Source organism: Lysinibacillus sp. FSL R7-0073 (assembly GCF_038009065.1).
GTDB lineage: Bacteria > Bacillota > Bacilli > Bacillales_A > Planococcaceae > Lysinibacillus > Lysinibacillus fusiformis.
In genome coordinates this window covers 1,475,588-1,495,194 of sequence record NZ_JBBPAS010000001.1, presented here as the reverse complement: position 1 = coordinate 1,495,194, position 19,607 = coordinate 1,475,588, and the positions used below count along the sequence as shown (strand labels likewise).

Genomic DNA, 19,607 nt, shown 5'->3' with positions numbered 1-19,607 from the left:
ATCCATCTCTTTGCAAATCCTATCTCATCACTCCAACAAAAAAAGCGAGGATACAATCTTGTATCCTCGCGTTCTTCTTATTTAAAGTTTTTTAATTGATCGCCAATTACGTCTCTGAATGAGAAGCCTGTGTTTTCTTCAGGTAATTCGTAGTCGATCACTTCTTCTGCTTCTGGATTTTCGAGCAATTCTTTAATGCTTAGCGCTAATCGGCCGTCTTCAGCATTGACATCAAGGACTTTTACTTGTACTTCTTGTCCTTCTTTTAATGCTTCATGTGGTGTATTGATATGTTTGTGAGCGATTTGCGAAATGTGCACTAATCCTTCAACACCTGGGAAAACTTCCACAAATGCGCCGAAAGATGTAAGACGCTTCACTTTACCGTCTAAAATAGCACCTTTAGCTGCACGTTCTTCGATATTCGACCAAGGTCCAGGGATCGTTTCTTTGATAGATAATGAAATGCGTTCATTTTCTGGATCAACAGATAGAACTTTTACAGTTACACCTTGTCCTTCTGATAAAACCTCACTCACATCGCTCACATGCTCATGAGACACTTGTGAAATGTGGACAAGACCATCGATACCACCAAGGTCAATAAATGCTCCAAATGATGCTAAACGCTGTACTTTACCATCTAAAACATCGCCAGCCTTGATTTGATTAATAACGTTTTGCTTTTGTGAAGCTTTTTCTGATTCAACTACTGCGCGATGAGATAAAATTAGGCGATTCTTTTCTTTATCAAGCTCAACAATTTTAAAGCTTAATGTTTTGCCTTTATAGCCCTCAAAATCATCGACAAAGTAGTCTTCTACAAGTGATGCTGGTACAAAGCCACGTACACCTAAATCTACGACAAGACCACCTTTAACAATATCCTTCACTTCCGCTTCGAAAATTTCTCCTGCGGCAAATTGTTGCTCAAGTGTATCCCATGCTTTTAAAGCATCCACTTTACGTTTTGATAGGACAAAATTTTCTTCCTCAACCTTTGTAATCATCAAATCTAACTCATCCCCAACAGAGATGACATCAGAAGCTTTCTCAATGTGCAAGCTTGATAATTCACTGATTGGGACAATACCATCAAATGGTGCACCTGGAATTGATACAGATACTGCTTTTTCATCAACTTGCTCTGCAATACCTTTGACGATATCACCCTCGTTAAACGTTTGTTCTGCATAGTTCATTTCTTCAGACATATGTAACCCTCCTTCGCATCTTCCCTTACTATTTTATTCGATATTGAAGACAAAGACAAAAATAAATCCTTTAAATTCGAAAAATGTCTGAAATTTTTGGATTTATAGCATTTTTTCTTCTGCTAATTTTAAAATAGCATGTGCTGCATCTTCGATAGACAATGCTGTCGTATCTAAAAATACGGCATCTTCTGCTTGGATAAGTGGTGATGCTTCACGCTCACTATCTTTTTTATCACGTAGTGCAATTTCTTCCTGAAGTTTTTCAAGTGAAGAGTCGATTCCTCTTTTTTGATTATCTATAAATCGTCTTCTTGCACGTTCCTCTACCGTTGCAGACATAAAAATCTTTAGCTCTGCATCTTTCAATACATGTGTAGCAATATCGCGGCCATCCATAACGACGCCACCATTTGCTGCCAGTTTTTGTTGTTGAGCTACTAATAACTCACGAACCTTTGCATGGGCAGCTACTTGAGAAACCGATGATGTGACTTCATTTGATCGAATATCAGCTGATACATTGTGACCATCTAAAAAGACAAGCTGCCCCTGTGGAGATGGCTTTAAATCAATGGTACTTGCTGCTAACATCTCAGCTAATTTTGCTTCATCATCTAAATGTATGTTTTGTTGCATCGCTTTATACGTAACTGCTCGATACATTGCACCTGTATCGATGTAAGTAAAATCCAATGCCTCAGCAACAATTTTTGCAATAGTACTTTTACCGGCACCAGCAGGCCCGTCTATCGCAATTTGAATGTTTTTCTTCATTTTCTTCCCTACTTTCTGTCACCTCATATTGTATCATATAACCTATAAAAAGCCCTCTGCAAGGAGAGGGCTTTTAAAAAATTGCTATGCAAAATATTAAGCATTAAAGGGATTCAATTCTTTACGTCGATTGCCTAATTGACGCTCAAAGCAAAAGCGAACGATATGTTGTTGGTCTACATCATCTGAATCCGTGAGCTGGATTGTTGCAATTCGTTTAGAATCTTTTTCAAAAATACGCACGACAGTTGCCTCTGTTATCACGTATTTCACATCCCCATTGGCAAACGGCAAGGCAACCGTTAATTTCACCTCATCCCCATCGTTAAAAGCTACTTCTCCTTTCAAGATGAGGGCCAAGCCTCCTGCACTAATATCCGAAGCAACTAACTGATATTTGTGGTCCTTGAACTGAACTGCCACATCTACTGGTGTCTCAACTCGTACATATTCTCGTCGTTGAATTTTAATAAATTCCTCAGGTTTTGGACAATGCAACATAATCATTGGTATATGGCCCGCTTTACGACCTATTACCTCCGTATTAAAGGCAAATGATTGTTTGTCCTCAGTACGAAAGGTTGCTCTAAATTCAGAGCCATCTATCAAAAATGCTGTTTTCTTTGTCGCCATATTAATTGGATAATCAATATAAAGAATATGATCTTGTTGCTCTACAACCTTACAGCGAAATTTCTCCACAAGTTCTGTATAAGTCGGTTCAAGTTGTAATTGTGTACCAATTTTAATCTCCATGAGCATCTCCCCGTACAAAAAATATGGTTTAATTATCTCATGAGATATAAATTTTGGCTATAAAAATTGGTAGTATTTTCTTATTATTAAGTTAAATATTCCACTTTTAAAACATTATGATTTTCTGCATCAATGACGATTCTAAATGTTTCTTGTGTTTTACCATCACGCAATGCAATGACCTCATAACATAGACGTTGTTCAAATTCACCATTATCTGTATAAATATTTTTTACTTCTTGCACTTGAATATCATCCTGGAAGAATGTTTTCCAATCAATCGGTTTCGCTGTTTGCTTTTTAATATTTTCTTCTTGAATGTATTCCATCGCGTTTGCACCTAATAACTCACCCGTATCTTTAGCTAATTTAAGTTGAACACCATCCGCATAAATTAATGCATTATCTCCGGGATGTACACGGGCAAACGTTACATGCCATGCCTGGTGATTTTCACGTGATTCCACATAGGCCACATCTTTCATGCCTAGTTTCTTGACGTATTCTTCGGCTTTTTTGAGGATTTCCTCTTGCGACTGCTTCGCTTCATCGACAGGACGTTCCACTAAATAGGACAGTAAATGCCCTCCCTTTACCGTTAAATCCACATACCCTAAACGAATCCCTTGATGGAATTGTATGTGATAGAAAGGATACGGTGCGGTGTCACTACTTTTTGTGACAGTAAATGTTGCGTCTTTAATAACTGGGAATAAATATTTCACTTTTTCCAACGCTTCTTTTTCTGTAATTTCAGCATCCTGTAATGCTTTTAGCTCAATTTTTTTCTGCCAGTCTGACTCAGATAATGTCAGCGGAAAATCTTTTTCTCCATAACCTTTTAACGTGTCTTTCACTTTATCAAAATTCGTGTTTGGATTTTTATTATCCACTTGCTGTAGCCAAACATCCATTTTTCCATTATGTTTATAAAAATCAACGGTTGCAGCTGACCAATCATCAGAAAGAGCTTGTAAATTCGTAGAGACCTGTGGCATTTTTTCGCGCCAAGCTTCATAATCGCCTGTTTTTGCAGTTCTTTTCGCTTCATCGCCAAGTCGCCCTAAATAATTCATCCATTCATTGGATAGTTCTTGCCCTATCGGAATATTCGCAATTGAAGAACGAACTTCTGAGCTTAAACGCCAAACTGAATCTAATTCACTGTGAATGGCTTGCTCATCTTGAAACAATAGGGATTGTGATACTGATCGCTGTAGATGAGATAGTTTTTCAGATGCATCTGTTAACTTATCTGTATACTGCGCTAGAACAGTACGTTGTAAATCTTCTTTATCACCATGTAAATCTATACTATATGCCCCTAACCCGATAACAGCTATCGTTAAGACCACGAGCCAAGTTTTCATCTATGTTCCTCCTTTCTATGAACAGAAAATATGCTCTCCAATTTGTTTTATTTGTGGACGTGACCAAATCCATTTACTTGTTGCTGTTTTCGGATTGAAATAATACAAAGCATTTTCAGATGGATCCCAGCCGTTCATTGCATCAATAACAGCTTCTTTTGCTCTATCATTAGGCTCTAACCAAATTTGCCCATCTGCTACAGCTGTAAACGCTAAAGGTTGAAATATAATACCAGAAATTGTGTTTGGGAAATCGGGACTTTCTAAACGGTTTAAAATAACTGCTGCTACTGCGACTTGTCCCTCATATGGCTCTCCCCTTGCTTCTCCATACACAGCATTTGCCATTAACTGTAAATCACGCTCTGTATATTTAGGAGGAACTTGAGTTTGTGTTCCATTGTTATTAGTAGTGCCACTACTATTTCCTCCACCACTACTACCGGCACCACTACCTGTACCAGTACCTTTATTCACTTGCTGATCAAGAGGAACACCACCATAATAGGTAAATTGATTACCGGCATTTAATTGCGCTTTCACCCATTTTTCATCGTAATCAGAATAGCCAGCTATAGTTTTTTTGGTCTTCGCTCCAGCGATACCATCTACTGGTAAACCATATTTCTCTTGGAAATTACGTAATGCCCAGTATGTGTTATAGCCAAATTTCCCATCAATTTTACTCTTATAAAAACCTAAGTATTGTAGCCTTGCTTGCAATTCAATGACATCATCTCCATAGGCACCACGAGTAATTTGCTGGTCACTAAAGGCAATCACTTCATTTTGAGGAATCGCAATTATACTAATTCCTAATATCAAAGCAAAAAGTATGCTTACTAAACGCACTTTTATCACTCCTTTTTTTTATAGCTTGAAACAAAAGAGGCAATTTATACATGATAAAAAAGAATAAAGCGTAGAAATCTTGACGATTTCTACGCTTTAAATTTTTTATGCATATGCAAATGTTGTACCAGATGAAAATGCGCTAGTTTCACTTTTCGTAAGCCAAACCACCATAAAAACAGCATAAAAGGAATCATTAAATAAATCCAGTGACCTTTAAATGATAATATTGTATTGTATAGAATGTGAAGTACCACTGGTGCACAAAGCGCCATAGCAATCATTTCTTTCGTCTTGGCAAGCTTTGAAAACTTAGCACGTCCATAATAATAGCCCATTACTACGCCAAATAATGCATGACTCGATACAGGCAATAAGGCGCGCATAAATGCCGTATCCAAGCCAAAGGATAATAAATAAAGTACGTTCTCTATTGTGGCAAAACCAAGTGATATACTTGCCCCATACAATATACCGTCATATGGATCATCAAATTCAACATGATTGTAGATGGCAATTAATAGCACAAACCATTTAAAAAATTCTTCAACAATACTAGAAAAAAGAACGTCTTGAAGGTAAAAATATCGAAAAACCCCTTCCTCTGTTAGTACATACTGTAAAAACAGAATCGGGAACGTTAAAAATGCACCGTATAAAAATGTTTGTAATAAAGTTCTTCTTGGCTCCGTAGCCATTTGATTGCGCAAATAGAAATAACTAAAAAGCGCTAGACCGGGAGCAATGGCAGCAGATAATAAAATGATCATGATGCCGGCTCCTTTCAACAATAGACTGCTATTATTATACCATGTAATGACAAAAAAACTTTTTAAAAGGAGATTTTATTTTTTATGAAAAAAACAATTTTATTAATTCATACTGGCGGCACAATCTCCATGGCGATGAGTGCTGAAGGAGCGGTTATGCCCAATAAAGAAAATCCACTCATGAAAGAAAGTAATAAACTTAATTCATTAGCGACCATTATTGAAATAGAAGCTTTTAATCTACCTTCTCCGCATATCACGCCAAAAGAGATGCTTCAATTACGCAACTTGATTATGGAGCACACCACAGCAAAGCAAATCGATGGCGTTGTCATTACACATGGTACAGATACATTAGAAGAAACTGCCTATTTCTTAGAACTGACAACAAATTTAGCTATCCCCATTGTATTGACAGGTGCGATGCGCTCATCCAATGAGCTTGGAGCAGATGGTATTTATAATTTAATGGAGGCAATCCGAGTAGCAGTCGATGATGAAGCACGCGACAAAGGCGTTCTCGTTGTCATGAACGATGAGGTACATCTTGCCGTCAATACAACGAAAACGAGCACAAGTTCAGTCAATACCTTCCAATCTCCACAATATGGACCAATTGGGCTTATTACAAAATCACGTATTTTATTCCATCATGCACCAATTCGTCGTCAATATGTAGAAATTAATAATTTATCTAAACGCGTAGCCATGTTAAAAGTTTATGCTGGTATGGAAGAAGATTTACTAGATGTTGTGCTCGCATGTAAATATGAAGGTGTTGTACTTGAAGGATTAGGTCAAGGAAATGTCCCTCCTTCTGTTGTTAAAGGCATTGAGAGTCTGATCCAACGAAATATACCTGTAATCCTCGTTTCCCGCTGCTTTAATGGAATTGCAGAAGGTGTCTATGGATATATTGGTGGCGGTAAAATGCTGGAAGACTTAGGTGCGATATTTGCCACTGGAATAAATGGACAAAAGGCACGATTAAAATTATTAATTGGACTTAACACAACTGGAAAGCCTTTAAATTTAAAGGATTTTTTCCTGTAAAGTCAATGTATTCATATTGAGCACTTGCTTATGCCTCGATTATTTGTTCATAATAGTGCAGCATTTCATTAAGACGTACAAGAGCTTCTTCGAAATCGGGCTGTATGACAGCGAATTGAAGAAATCCTCTTTGTCGCAAATATGGGCTATCACCATGAACCAATAGTCCATTTAAGGCTAAATCGATGTGTAGATTTGAAAGTGTGTTTGGCAGTTGAATGGTTATAAGCATTGGGTACCGAGTTGTTGGTAATTGAAGGTGCATATATGGTAGCTGCAGTAGTGCCTCAAAACGTTGCTGTAGCTGCTCATAGCGGACAGGATAGGCTTGTAAAGACTCATCTAAATTACCGAGCAACACGGCTGGAAGCGTAAAAGGTATAGCACCTTGCTGGTAATTTGCTAAGTCCAAGTATGCAGGCAATGTAGGAGCGGATTGCGCTAAGTATTGTGAAAATACAAATGCTAGCCCACTTACTGCCCCAATTGCTTTCCCACTCACTGCAGTAGCCAAATAACAGTCCTGTAGCGAAAATGGCATAGCACCGAACGTACTGATGCTATCTACACATAGCTTCACTTTATAACACTTTGCCAATTGACTAAGGCCATCTAAATCATTACAAGTCCCCGTCGAGGTTTCCCCATGCACTACCAACATCCACTGATATGCTCCAGTTTTTAGTAATAACGCTATTTTCTCGCAATCAAATATTGTTCCCCATTCTTGTTCAACGACATCAAAATCTAATGACCAACGGACTGCTTGTTTTCTCAACCGTTCACCAAATTCTCCATTTGTTAGAATAAGACCTTTTCCTAATTGCTGTGCCTGTAATTGAGCAAGCATCACTTCATTGGCCACTGTTCCAGTTCCAACGATTATTCCAACATGCTTGGTATTCGCTAAATGTAGTAACTTTTGCTGTACTCGTTCATAGATTGCCTTAAAACTTAGCGAACGATGCGATAAATTGGTATAACCAATTGTCTCTACTTGCTTAACTGGTCCAGGATAAAAAGTATAATCATCTTTTGCAAGCCTACGTTGTAGGTCATGTTCAAATACATTTCTAGTAAGCACCATAGGTAAAAACTGGGCATTCTTTGTTCCAACAGCTGGAGCAAATTGTTGAAAACCCATTTGCTTATAGAGCTTTTCTTCACGGGTTGTTCCTGAAATTACGGCTGCCGTGTAGCCCTTTTCATAGGCAAATGTGTTTAAAGCTTGTGTAAGCTTCAATAGGACTCGGCCAGTTCGATAATTTTTTTTCACAGCAAGCAAACGTATTTCACAAACCTTGTCACAAACCTCTTTCGGTAAAAATCGCTCTACCTTACCAATTTTTTCATCAATTGAAAAGGGTCTTTGATCTCTAAATGCGACCATTCCTATTAATTCTGTTTTTTTATACACCACTATATATGTATTTTCCTGATGGAATCGATCAATTTTTAGTCTTTGCGTATTTGGCTCATGCTGTGGAATTTCTTCCACAAATGTCTCATAATTCAATCGCGCAATCGCCTCATACTCTTCATTTGTTTGAGCTATTTTACACCAATACATCTCTTTACTTCCCTCTTTTCCATGACTCCTTAATATTAGACATATGTCTTATGAGCATACACACGATTGCAATCATCAAAAGTGCATAGGGCTTTAATTGGCCTGTTTGTATGATGGCGCCAATATAAAAGATAAAACCACCAACCATGCCTAATGTTAAGCTCCTTGTCAATATCAGTACGGCCGCAGTACCTGCAATCATCCATAAAAACAAGCCGGGTGATAGAGCGAGACCAACTCCAATAAAAGTTGCGACTCCTTTTCCTCCCTTACATTTTAGCCAGAAAGGATATAAATGACCTACAATGACACAGGCTGCACCACTAACAATGACCCATTCTTCTAAATACCATAAACGCCCTAAGCCTACCACGAGCACACCCTTCAAGGCATCGCCTAGAAATGTCAGAAGAAAGGCCCTCTTGCCAAGGACGCTCCCCGCATTGCGCGCACCCAAATTTTTACTGCGTTCTTCCTGCAAATTGACACCATATATCTTTCCAACGAAAAATGCTGTCATGAAGTTTCCAATTAAATAACTGAAGAGCCAATACAAACCAATCAATCATGTTCCTCCTTGCTAAAAAGGCTGTATAAGCTACATGCCTATACAGCCTCACCATTATCCTTTTCTTTGAGCAATAGTTTGAGCGATACAATCCCCATGGAAACGCCCGTTTTCAATAAAAATTTCGTTGGCATTATTTCCTGCGGCAATTACGCCTGCGATAAACAAGCCTTCCACATTCGTTTCCATCGTTTCTGGTGTAAAATAAGGGCGGCCCGTTTCATCGTCAATATCTACACCCATAGCTTTAATAAAGGAGTGATCAGGATGATAGCCAGTCATGGCAAAGACAAAATCATTTTTCAACACCTTTTCTTGGCCATCTATTTCTAAGACTACTTCATGCTCACGAATTTCTAATACATTCGTATTAAAATGCATGTCAACTTCTCCCGTTTTGACTACCCCTTCAAATTCAGGTAATACCCATGGCTTAATACTTGGAGAGTATTCACTTCCTCGATAGGCAACCGTTACGCGAGCACCTGCTTTATTTAATTCCAACGCTGCATCTACAGCTGAATTTTTGCCTCCTATAACAAGAACATCCGTATCAAAAAATTCATGCCCCTCTTTAAAATAATGGAAAACTTTAGGTAATTGTTCACCAGTGATATTTAGAAAATTAGGATGATCATAATAGCCTGTCGCAATAATGACATTAGGTGTTTCATAATGATCCTTGTCTGAAGTAACAGTAAACATACCATTTTTTTTCACGACACTTTGTACTTTTTCAAAGCGGTTAACTTGAATATTTTTTAATCGAACAACTTCTCGATAATAAACAAGCGCTTGATTCCGCTTGGGCTTTCGTCCTTCAATAATAAATGGCACATCGCCAATTCCTAATCGTTCACTTGTACTAAAAAAAGTTTGATGTGTAGGATAATGATAAATCGCATTGACGATATTACCCTTTTCAATGACAATGGGGTTTAATCCAATATTTTGCAAAGCTATTGCTGCTGCTAAACCACATGGGCCTCCTCCAACAATAATGGCATCTGCTTGCTGCATTTCTTGACACTCCAATCGAATTTGGACAGCTTTAGTTGCTGTTCCTTGCTTACATCCATTATGAAAATAGACGATTCCTTTATATTATACGCCTTCTAGCAAGTTTTGTTTGTTTATTTACTTGAAATATCGATGTCGATGATATGACATTGTGGTTTGGCACCAAGTCTCATTGGCAATAATGTAGTACCATAGCCATTGCTTACTAAAGTCATGACACCATCTCGCTCTCGATAGGAACCATGGGGATGGACACCATATGGACCAAATCGAATCTGCCCTCCATGTAAATGTCCACCCATCATTAAATTAGCACGATACTTGGCACGGACTTTCGCAAAAACCTCTGGATTGTGCGCAATAAAAACAACTAGATCATGCTCTCCAACTTTTTTAAAGGCCTTTTCAAAGCTATATTCTTTCACTGTTGTATCCTCAATTGCACTAAGCCAGAAGCGGTTTTTTGTAGGTAACAGCACCGCATCATTGACAATAATTTGAATATGATACTGCTGCAAAATACTCTTCAGCCGATCTTCACCCACTTCTCTATCATTATTTCCCCATACAAAATAAGTAGGTCCAATGGAAGATAATAATTGTAAATTTTCATGAATACGTGAAATGGGTGTGCGATTATCTGCTAAATCTCCACCAATAATGACCGCATCAAAGTGTTCTGTTAGCTGTGCAATCATTCTTTTATTAATTTTACGCAAATGGACATCTGAAATAAAAAATAAACGTACCTTTTCCGGCTCTCCCTTTAATAGTAGCTGGTGATGTAAAACATTGTTCTCATGTGCCATCTTCCACATATAAAGCAAAAAGATGACCACTATGATAAGCAATAGCCCTATATAAAGCATTCTCTCACTTCTCCTTACGACAGCAAAAAGACGATTCGTTTCTTATGAAGAATCGTCTTTTTGCTAAATCAGACGTACGTTTTGGTGTGAACGTTTGTCCTTTATTTTATACTTGCTAAACTATATGACCATTATATGGTTTTTATTTAAGGAAGTTTAATTACTTGCCCAACCATAACGGTATTTGAAGACATACCATTAGCAGCACGAATTTTAGCTAACGTCGCTTCACTACCATCACCATAATGATTTAATGCAATACGGAATAAGTTCTCATTTGCTTTGACAGTGTGTGTACTAGCTTTAGCATTTTGTTTCGCTTCTTCTGCTTTTCTAGCCTCTTCAGCCTTTTTTGCTGCCTGTTGCTGAGCTATTCTTGCTTCCTCAGCTTTACGTGCTTCTTCCGCTTTTTTTGCTTCTTCAGCCTTTTTTGCCTCTTGTGCTTTTTTCGCTTCTTCAGCAGCTTTTTGATCTACCGCTACTTTATCAGCATCTTCTTTAGATGGCTCATTTGATTTTTGATCAGCTTCATCGCCTTTGTCTTTATTTTTGTCTTTGTCAGAAGCTGATGCCTCTGAAGAATCCATTTCAACGACCTGTTCAGCTGAATCCTTCTCAGCTTGCTCTATTGATTTCCCTGGTTCATAAAACTTCCAAAAATAACCAAGAATAGTTAATGGGATAAGGATAAATATAACAAAAAGTATAGTCATTAACGGTGTCTTCCGTTTCGGATTTTTAGGCTTTTTGTTTTTATCTCCATTTTTATTCATTCTTGAAACTCTCGACAAAGTTTGCTGTTCATTTTGCTCATCTTCAAATGATTGACGATGTTCTTCTATTTTATCGCGATAATCTTCTTTACTCATTCGTCTTTCCCCCAAACCTTACTACGCTTTCTGTCATTCTATTATGACGAATTTTACGAAAAAAGTAAATGACCGTCAGTTTTAGTCTAATTACCCAGTAAAAGTTGTTGCAATCGACGTTCCCACGAAATCATTTCTATTTTTTTCTCGGCTGTTATGCGTTCTTTCTTGATTTCATCATAATGGATTCCACAATTTTCACAACAGTTTTCCGGTTTTTTTTTCAATTTTTGCCCGAAATACCCGACAAGATGTTCACGAATACAGTCTTTTGTCTGTATAATCTTCAACATTTCATCGACTGCATGGTATTTTTCTAGGGCTAAATGATTTAGTCGAGCCTTTACTTGCTCCTTCGTTTCTTGTTGCATCCAATAGTCTAACACACGAAATGCCGTCTCACCTAGGTCCCCATTTTTTAACATCTGTGCTGGCAGTACCTGCTGGGAAAGAAGTTCCTCATAGCGATCAACATGCTGTGGACTCGGAAGATCACCTGTAACAACGAACTTCGCTAGCTCTTCATCACCATCACTATAGAGTAAAATGGCAAGAGCAGACTCACCATCTCGACCTGCTCGACCAATTTCCTGCATATAATTTGCAATATTAGCAGGCATCGATTCATGAATGACCTGACGAATATCTTGTTTATTAATCCCCATACCAAAAGCATTTGTTGCCACTATCCAGTCCAATTCGCCATCAATAAACTGCTGCTGAATAAATTGGCGATCCTCAGCCCCATAACCTGCATGATAAGCTGCAGTACGAATACCCGCTTGTAAAAATGCCTCACTATACTGTTGCGCTCGTTTGCGTGAGGAAACATATAGTATACCTGGGCCAGCAGTTTCTTTGACATGCCGCATAAGCCAGCTCGATTTATCTGCCTTATCCTCTAGAACAATGCGTCCTAAATGAATATTTGGTCGATCAACATTATACATAAATTCAAATGGTTCCTTTAACGATAATGTTTCTCGAATATCTTGCATGACCTTACTTGTTGCAGTCGCGGATAGTGCTAGCAGTGGAGGACGATTGTGCCTCGATAGCCACTCACCTATCCGTAAATAATCTGGTCGAAAATCATAGCCCCATTGCGATATACAATGAGCCTCGTCCACTACGATTAAACCTAATTTTACTTGCGCTAATTTCTCTTGCACCTGCTGTTGAAGTAGCATCTCTGGTGAGGTAAAAATAAAACGGTATTGTTCTAAATAATGTAATACATGCCGTTTTTCAGTGAGGGATAAAAAGGAATTTAAGGCGACAACCCTCTTTTCCCCAAAACGTTTTAATTCCTCTACCTGATCTTGCATTAAAGAAAGCAATGGAGAAACGATTAGCACAGGCTTTTCTAAAATGTAGGCTGGGAGCTGATAGCACAGTGATTTTCCCATTCCTGTTGGCAATAAGGCCATTACATCTTTCTCTTGAAGTATTGCTTCAATGACTTCCCTTTGCCCTGGTCTAAATGATAAGTAACCAAAATGTTTATGCAATAGTTCTTCCAGTTCCATTTATACTTCTCCCTTCGCAAGGACAAGCCTTAATTGAAAATAACTCAATTCCTTTAAAGCCTCATGTAAGATTTTCAATTTTTTCGTTTGAAAATGCTTCGATGCCTGCCAAACTTTTTCAGCTTCCTTATAGGAGACGAATGGACCAATAGAAAAGTTCGGTTCATACATCGCTAATTCCACAAAATGGTCCTCAATAGTACTTTGCTTCAGTTTTCTTATTTTCACTATTTGTTCAACTGAATAACCTTGTTCATATAATTGTGCTGTTTGCTGTGCAGAATCGGTTAGCAATATTTTCACTCTTAGTCCTTGTGACACTTGTTTAAGCATTGGATAATCATTGTTTTGTTGCACTTCGTTTAATAATTTATGTAGTGTTTCAATAAAAGCTAATTGACTATCAAGCACAGTTTCCTTCCGTTTATCGGCAAGCTGTTGCCATGTCCATCCAGGTAAGCGATATCCACTTAAGCGGTAAAGGACAAGCTGTTTGCTACCATCTGGAACTGGAAGATTCTTTAACACACTGGTACATTCATTTAATAATTGTTGTTGTAAATGACCTTGTAGGTAATGATGATCCTGCAAAAAGGATCGCACCCAAGTTTGAATCACAGGATCTCTACTGATGGGCGAAAAAGAACGAACAGCTGAAGTTTGATGTGACAAACTTTGCACAATTAATGAAAGACGTGCAAAAAACACATGTTCGTTTCCTCGATAATGCCATCCATCAAAGAAAAATGTTGGGGTTTGTTGTGCTCGCTGTATACCTAGCTTTTCCATGTAAAAATGACCAGAATCCTGCACTTTTAACCAACTATTTTGCATAAATAACGTTACAGCCTCATCAAAGGTAGTCCGTGGTAATTTAGGTAATAAGCCAAAATATTGATGCAATTGAAAAAGACCAATGTCTTGAATGGTCTGACCTGAACGCTTTCCTCTCAGGACATGATAGGCAGCCGAAATCGTCCGTTCCGTATTGAGTTTTTGAAAGATTTGCAATAGAATTTGATGAAACATTGACGCAAATTCCTCCAATTTAATAGTATTTAAGTTGAAATGTAAGATAAACATCTTTAAAATGAGTATGAAGCTTTGTAGGAACATCGTTAAAGGAGAGAATAAAATGGCTAAATACACAATAGTTGATAAAGATACATGCATCGCTTGTGGCGCATGTGGAGCCGCAGCGCCAGACATTTATGATTATGATGATGAAGGTATTGCCTTCGTTATTTTAGATGATAACATGGGAACTGCTGAAGTGCCAGAAGATCTATTAGAAGATATGCAAGACGCTTTTGAAGGTTGTCCAACTGACTCTATCAAAGTAGCAGATGAAACTTTTGATGGTGACTCATTAAAATTCGAATAGTCTTTAATTTGTATGTATACCCAAAAGGCATCCTTCAATGGGTGCCTTTTCTTTTGGATGAAATATTTTGCTAACCTTTGCAACATGATAATCCATCGAATAGCTCTTTTCTATACGGACCAATCTATTGGAGGAATGATGATGTTTGAGCAGTTACAAGTAGAGCATAGTTTATTTCATATCGATCAAGATCATATTGATCAATTTAAAAATCTTGCGGCAAAATGGCAAATGATTTTTCCACAGGTTTATGCGAAATGTTTGAATACACTCGATTCATGGGCCATTGTTTTAAATAATTGGGTTTTTTTAAAATCTCAACATACCGATGAACTGATACTCAATCCCTCTAAAGCCATCTACTATTCTATTAATACATTTTTGCTGGAAGAGCTCAAAAAAATTCAAATAATTCAAAAAATAACTCAGTGTAATAATGATGATTTACAATATTTTGCTGCGTTCCAATTAGGAAATGCCATTGATTTATGGGTTTATAAGACCGTTGGTAAAAGTACTGAGGCAGATTTATTAAATTCGCAGGAAGACAAACCTTATTTTCTCGCATATTTAGATGATGGGTTTCAAATGGACAACACGCCTTTCCATCGAGACCAAACAAGAGCCATCAAAATTCTTGCCCAAACCATTCGTAACCAAAATTGCTTTAGAATCACTATCAATAGTGCTGTTTATCAAGCAGTTGATATGTATGAAGATTATATAGCTCATTAGAATGACTTTTAATTCGTCTCTCACATAGAAGAGATGAATTTTTTTTGCCCGATAATCGGCTACTCTATTGCAACAGTTTTTTATGTATGATAAGATTTTAGTAGTTGGTACTAATAACAGATATTATCTCACAAAGGAGTTCTTTATAATGATGGATAATTTATTACAATTAAAAGATAAAAATATTGTTGTCATGGGTGTAGCGAATGATCGTAGTATCGCATGGGGTATTGCAAAACGTTTATTTGATGTGGGTGCAAATGTTATTTTCACTTATCGTCAAGAACGCTCATTGAAAAAATTACAAAAGCAATTAGACAATATTGGTCAAACTGATTCCCTTGTTGTTCAATGTGACGTTAATAGTGATGAAAGTACAAAAGCAGCATTTGATGAAATTGGCGCAAAGGTTGGCGTTATTCATGGTATTGTCCACTCAGTAGCTTTTGCTCATGCTGAAGATTTACACAACCGCTTCTTAGAAACAACACGTGAAGGCTATGCATTTGCACAAGATACAAGTGCCTACTCACTAATTTCAACAGCAAAAGCAGCTCATCCGTATATGACAGAGGGTGGCTCTATCGTTACAATGAGTTATTTAGGTGCGGAACGAGTGCTTGATGGCTATAATGTGATGGGGGTAGCAAAGGCTGCATTAGAAGCTTCTATGCGCTATCTTGCTGCTGATATTGGTCAAGACAATATTCGCGTAAATGCTATTTCAGCTGGTGCTATTCGTACACTTGCTGCAAAAGGTGTACCTTCCTTTAATACAATTTTACACAAAATCGAGGAAACAGCTCCTTTAAAACGAAATGTTCAACAAGATGAAGTAGCCGATATGACAATTGTTATGCTCTCTCACCTATCACGTGGTGTCACTGGAGAAACTATTTACATCGACGCTGGCTACAATATTATGGGTTAATAAAAAAGGATGGAAGACTAGGTCTCTTCCATCTTTTTTTCATTTATCTTCCTACTTTCATGTTTGAAACTTTTTGTAAAAAACTCTTCGAACGGAGTTACTTTCTTAAGGCTCAACTCCACCTGCGGAAAGCGTCCGCCCGTAGTGGAAATCAATGGCTTTACTTCGTTTCATTGTAAAAGAAAAAAGACTGTAGGCAATCTCAAAATTCAGTGAGAGTTTGTCTACAGTGAGAAAGGATGGAAGACTAAATCTTCCATTCTTTTTATCGTTTATAGCATCGCCCAAATGGATTGTATAAATAGCATAATACCAGAGGCTACTAATAGTACATAAATAAATACTAAAAATAGCTTCTGATTGAGCTTGCGAAATAATAGTTGTCCTACAATCAGACCAATCAATACAATCGGCAAGGCATATAAACTATTGAGCCAAACGGTTTTACTTGTACCTTCGATTATTAATTGTGATAGTAAGCTAATCAAATAAATAAAAATATAATAAGCAAGTGACGTTGCCCTAATAGTTTCTTTCTTTTTATGTGTGCTTGCAAAATAGAGGAGCAGTGGTGGTCCAGCCATCCCAATACTTGTTGTAAACATTCCTGATATAAAGCCAACACCATAATCTCTTCCATTTGTTTGTTGAATGGAGAGGTTCTTTATAAGCATAATTGTTAACCCAATTAAAAGAACTGCTATGAGCAGCTTGAATGTAGTGACGTCCACGATGGCAAATAATAGACTACCAACAGGTGCGCCTACAATACTCCCAATCATAATCTTTTTAAGCAACGCGAACTCAATATCTTTTTTAACCTTCCATAGCAACGAAAATGAAATAACAAGGGATAATATAATATTTAATTGCATCGCCTGTTGTGGTGAAAAAAGCAACAGTAAAAATGGTGTAGCCATAATAGAGAAGCCGAATCCCGTGCTTGTTTGCAAAATGGCTGCGGTTAAAATAATAAAAAAATAAAAGGTAAGTTCCAGCAAAACAACACCTCACATCATTAAGTGGTTGTAATTCTTTGTCTAGCAATAATAGTTTTTAATAAAAATGATAGGCCACAAGCAATCATTAAAAATACGGCAATCATTGCTATCACACCTACCCAACCATATTTCATCCAAAATACCCCACCTACAGTACCTCCAACACTAGAGCCGAAATAATAAAAAAATAAATAGAGCGAGGACGCTTGTGCTTTATCATGAGATGCCCGTTTACTTACCCAGCCACTAGCAATTGAATGAGCTGCAAAAAAGCCAAAGGTAAAAACAGTGATCCCGATTATTTTTAAAGATAGTAAACTATGAAGCGTTAAGATGGCACCTGTTAACATAATGGAAATCGCTAGTAATAGCATGCGTTGTCGCCCATAACGGTCAGCTAAACTGCCAAACCACGCCGAGCTAAACGTGCCGACTAAGTATATAACAAATATCCAGCCAACAATTGTGGCGCTTAGATTATAGGGAGCTGCCATTAATTTAAAGCCTATATAGTTATAAAGAGTGACAAAGCTCCCCATTAAAACAAAGCTAATCCCATATAGACAAAGCATCGAAGGGTCCTTCAAATGTTGAAAAAGAGTTTTCGATAATGCCCTTATTTGTAAGGGACGGGGGCTGAAATGTTTGGAGCCAGGCAGCATCCAGACGAACAATACACTTACAAGTAAACTGATTCCTCCTAGGATAAACATCCCTATATGCCAACTATAGTGGTCCGTTAATGTTCCGATAATTATTCGGCCACTAAGACCACCTACTGAATTTCCACTAATATATAAACCCATGGCTACCCCTAAACTTGCTGGCTCCATTTCCTCTCCCAAATAGGCCATAGCGATGGCAGGTAGTCCCGCAAAAACAATACCCTGCAGAACACGTAGCACAATTATTGTTTCAAAATTAGGAGAAAATGCTAGCGCAAGTGTAAAGATAGAGGCAGCAAAAATAGAAATGGTCATTAACGATTTTCTTCCCCATGCCTCTGATAATGAACCAACAATAACTAAACTCACCGCTAAAGCAAAGGTAGTTACTGAAAGAGATAAACTAGCAATCGCTGGAGATACTTTGAACACTTCCGCGAAGGTTGGCAATAATGGTTGCGTACTATATAAATTTGCAAAGGTAATAAAGCCTGCTAAAAACAAAGCCCAATTTGCTTTATGAAAAGACTTCGTCCCCTTTTGTATATATTCCATGAAAATCTCTCCTTCATTTCTACACATCTATTATTCTAATACAATATTCCATAAAAAACACGACTCTCCGTCAAAAATTGGACAAACTCGCCCTATTTTTTTCCACTAAATCACTAATTTTCATTGACAATAAAAAAGAGAGAGTTTCTAGTTTCAACAAAAAATAAAATTAGAATTTGCTATTTTGACTTGGCAAATATTGTGCTACATTAAAAGCAATCATCTAGCACCATTGTCATAATGAAAACAGATGAGCCAACCATTTTTCATTGACTAGACTTGGAGGAAATTTTATGAAAATTATTGAAGCTTTAGCCCTTTCAGCACCTTATATTCATCTAGCATTAAAACAAGAAGCTATTGTTGCTGTCATTGAAAAGGAAAGTGAAACAGTCATCAAATATTTAGCAGGTAAACGTGTGGATTCAGGCTACCATGATGGACAAAAAGTAAATGCTAATGATCAGAATGTTTACATTGCCTTTACTGGACAAAATGCAGATGTGGTCATTCCTAAGGATGTATACGGCGTAGCCATCAATGCTTTTTCTTTTCCCATACGTGAAAACGGTCAAGTCGTAGGGGCATTGGCTTTCGGACTACCTATTGATAATGAACTAAAACTCGAAGATTATATGAGTACAATGGACAATATCGTCAACAATCTTCAGGATAAAGTACATACAATCGCTTCCCATTCAGAGGAATTAGCAGCTACTAGTGAGGAAATTAATAAGCAAGCACAACATGCATTAGAGGATTCTGAAAAAACAAATGACGTGACTGATCTCATTAAAAGTATTTCTCGCCAAACCAATTTACTCGGTTTAAATGCTTCCATTGAGGCGGCTAGAGCTGGGCAACATGGTGCTGGCTTTAATATTGTGGCTCAGGAGGTTCGGAAATTGTCCTTTGAGACATCTAGCGCAACCGAAAATATCGAAGCTTCCTTACGAAATATTAATAGAAATCTTGAAAATTTAAAACAAAATATGGGTCAAATCAATGATGCAACGAATGAACAAGCACAGCTCGTACAAGATTTTAGCGAAATTATCGAAGAGCTGACAGTGCTTAGCCGAGAGATGAAAGGCTTCATGCATGATGCGCTAAAATAAT

General features: G+C 37.6%; 20 protein-coding genes. 5 read left to right on the top strand and 15 right to left on the bottom strand.

The window, feature by feature from the left end:
- Positions 1 to 77: 77 nt before the first annotated feature.
- From rpsA to prsW, 6 genes are all read right to left on the bottom strand, one after another.
- Positions 78 to 1,214, bottom strand: coding sequence for a 30S ribosomal protein S1 (rpsA, locus tag MKY88_RS07125; RefSeq protein ID WP_193831365.1), 1,137 nt, complete (start codon positions 1,212 to 1,214; stop codon positions 78 to 80).
- Between the two features lie 102 nt (positions 1,215 to 1,316).
- Entirely contained in the window at positions 1,317 to 1,991 is a 675-nt protein-coding gene (gene cmk / locus MKY88_RS07120) for a (d)CMP kinase (RefSeq protein WP_328202452.1), read from the bottom strand.
- 96 nt (positions 1,992 to 2,087) lie between these two features.
- A complete protein-coding gene (locus MKY88_RS07115) occupies positions 2,088 to 2,747 on the bottom strand; it encodes a flagellar brake protein (RefSeq protein ID WP_069480660.1) in 660 nt (219 codons plus the stop codon).
- A gap of 86 nt (positions 2,748 to 2,833) precedes the next feature.
- Positions 2,834 to 4,117 carry a PepSY1/2 domain-containing protein gene (locus MKY88_RS07110; RefSeq protein ID WP_069480659.1) on the bottom strand — a complete coding sequence of 428 codons (1,284 nt, stop codon included), beginning with the start codon at positions 4,115 to 4,117 and terminating at the stop codon, positions 2,834 to 2,836.
- Between the two features lie 15 nt (positions 4,118 to 4,132).
- Positions 4,133 to 4,969, bottom strand: a complete 837-nt coding sequence (gene sleB / locus MKY88_RS07105) for a spore cortex-lytic enzyme (RefSeq protein WP_193831363.1) — start codon at positions 4,967 to 4,969, stop codon at positions 4,133 to 4,135.
- Positions 4,970 to 5,058: 89 nt separating this feature from the next.
- Entirely contained in the window at positions 5,059 to 5,739 is a 681-nt protein-coding gene (gene prsW, locus MKY88_RS07100) for a glutamic-type intramembrane protease PrsW (RefSeq protein ID WP_069480657.1), read from the bottom strand.
- An 84-nt stretch (positions 5,740 to 5,823) separates the two neighbouring features.
- Here prsW and MKY88_RS07095 point away from each other — a divergent pair, with 84 nt between their 5' ends.
- Positions 5,824 to 6,792, top strand: coding sequence for an asparaginase (locus MKY88_RS07095; RefSeq protein ID WP_069480656.1), 969 nt, complete (start codon positions 5,824 to 5,826; stop codon positions 6,790 to 6,792).
- Between the two features lie 28 nt (positions 6,793 to 6,820).
- Here the strand turns inward: MKY88_RS07095 and MKY88_RS07090 are convergent, their stop codons facing one another.
- The 7 genes from MKY88_RS07090 to MKY88_RS07060 all read right to left on the bottom strand — a co-directional run bounded on the left by MKY88_RS07090 (position 6,821) and on the right by MKY88_RS07060 (position 14,246).
- Positions 6,821 to 8,362: an aminotransferase class V-fold PLP-dependent enzyme gene (locus MKY88_RS07090; protein ID WP_328202455.1), complete on the bottom strand. Its 1,542-nt coding sequence runs from the start codon at positions 8,360 to 8,362 to the stop codon at positions 6,821 to 6,823.
- Between the two features lie 4 nt (positions 8,363 to 8,366).
- Complete coding sequence (locus MKY88_RS07085; RefSeq protein ID WP_083244628.1) at positions 8,367 to 8,927, bottom strand: glycerol-3-phosphate acyltransferase; 561 nt, start codon at positions 8,925 to 8,927, stop codon at positions 8,367 to 8,369.
- 57 nt (positions 8,928 to 8,984) lie between these two features.
- Positions 8,985 to 9,950 carry a YpdA family putative bacillithiol disulfide reductase gene (locus tag MKY88_RS07080; protein ID WP_069480654.1) on the bottom strand — a complete coding sequence of 322 codons (966 nt, stop codon included), beginning with the start codon at positions 9,948 to 9,950 and terminating at the stop codon, positions 8,985 to 8,987.
- A 113-nt stretch (positions 9,951 to 10,063) separates the two neighbouring features.
- Positions 10,064 to 10,819: a metallophosphoesterase gene (locus tag MKY88_RS07075; protein ID WP_193831360.1), complete on the bottom strand. Its 756-nt coding sequence runs from the start codon at positions 10,817 to 10,819 to the stop codon at positions 10,064 to 10,066.
- A 146-nt stretch (positions 10,820 to 10,965) separates the two neighbouring features.
- Positions 10,966 to 11,688: a LysM peptidoglycan-binding domain-containing protein gene (locus tag MKY88_RS07070; protein WP_340813253.1), complete on the bottom strand. Its 723-nt coding sequence runs from the start codon at positions 11,686 to 11,688 to the stop codon at positions 10,966 to 10,968.
- A gap of 86 nt (positions 11,689 to 11,774) precedes the next feature.
- Positions 11,775 to 13,217, bottom strand: a complete 1,443-nt coding sequence (locus MKY88_RS07065) for a RecQ family ATP-dependent DNA helicase (protein WP_340813252.1) — start codon at positions 13,215 to 13,217, stop codon at positions 11,775 to 11,777.
- Positions 13,218 to 14,246, bottom strand: a complete 1,029-nt coding sequence (locus MKY88_RS07060; protein ID WP_340813251.1) for a helix-turn-helix domain-containing protein — start codon at positions 14,244 to 14,246, stop codon at positions 13,218 to 13,220. It abuts the gene before it with no gap.
- A gap of 106 nt (positions 14,247 to 14,352) precedes the next feature.
- Between MKY88_RS07060 and MKY88_RS07055 the strand changes: the two genes are divergently transcribed.
- From MKY88_RS07055 to MKY88_RS07045, 3 genes are all read left to right on the top strand, one after another.
- A complete protein-coding gene (locus tag MKY88_RS07055; protein WP_004232564.1) occupies positions 14,353 to 14,601 on the top strand; it encodes a ferredoxin in 249 nt (82 codons plus the stop codon).
- A gap of 135 nt (positions 14,602 to 14,736) precedes the next feature.
- Positions 14,737 to 15,336: a hypothetical protein gene (locus MKY88_RS07050; protein ID WP_340813250.1), complete on the top strand. Its 600-nt coding sequence runs from the start codon at positions 14,737 to 14,739 to the stop codon at positions 15,334 to 15,336.
- A gap of 148 nt (positions 15,337 to 15,484) precedes the next feature.
- Positions 15,485 to 16,267 (top strand): enoyl-ACP reductase FabI, encoded by a 783-nt coding sequence (locus MKY88_RS07045; RefSeq protein WP_083244627.1) that lies wholly within the window; start codon positions 15,485 to 15,487, stop codon positions 16,265 to 16,267.
- Between the two features lie 272 nt (positions 16,268 to 16,539).
- Here MKY88_RS07045 and MKY88_RS07040 read toward each other — a convergent pair whose 3' ends face one another.
- Positions 16,540 to 17,265 carry a sulfite exporter TauE/SafE family protein gene (locus MKY88_RS07040; protein WP_340814805.1) on the bottom strand — a complete coding sequence of 242 codons (726 nt, stop codon included), beginning with the start codon at positions 17,263 to 17,265 and terminating at the stop codon, positions 16,540 to 16,542.
- 20 nt (positions 17,266 to 17,285) lie between these two features.
- A complete protein-coding gene (locus tag MKY88_RS07035; RefSeq protein WP_340813249.1) occupies positions 17,286 to 18,488 on the bottom strand; it encodes an MFS transporter in 1,203 nt (400 codons plus the stop codon).
- 293 nt (positions 18,489 to 18,781) lie between these two features.
- On the opposite strand from MKY88_RS07035, the gene MKY88_RS07030 reads away from it, so the two are divergent.
- Complete coding sequence (locus MKY88_RS07030) at positions 18,782 to 19,606, top strand: methyl-accepting chemotaxis protein (protein WP_193831354.1); 825 nt, start codon at positions 18,782 to 18,784, stop codon at positions 19,604 to 19,606.
- The last annotated feature ends 1 nt before the right edge of the window (position 19,607 follow it).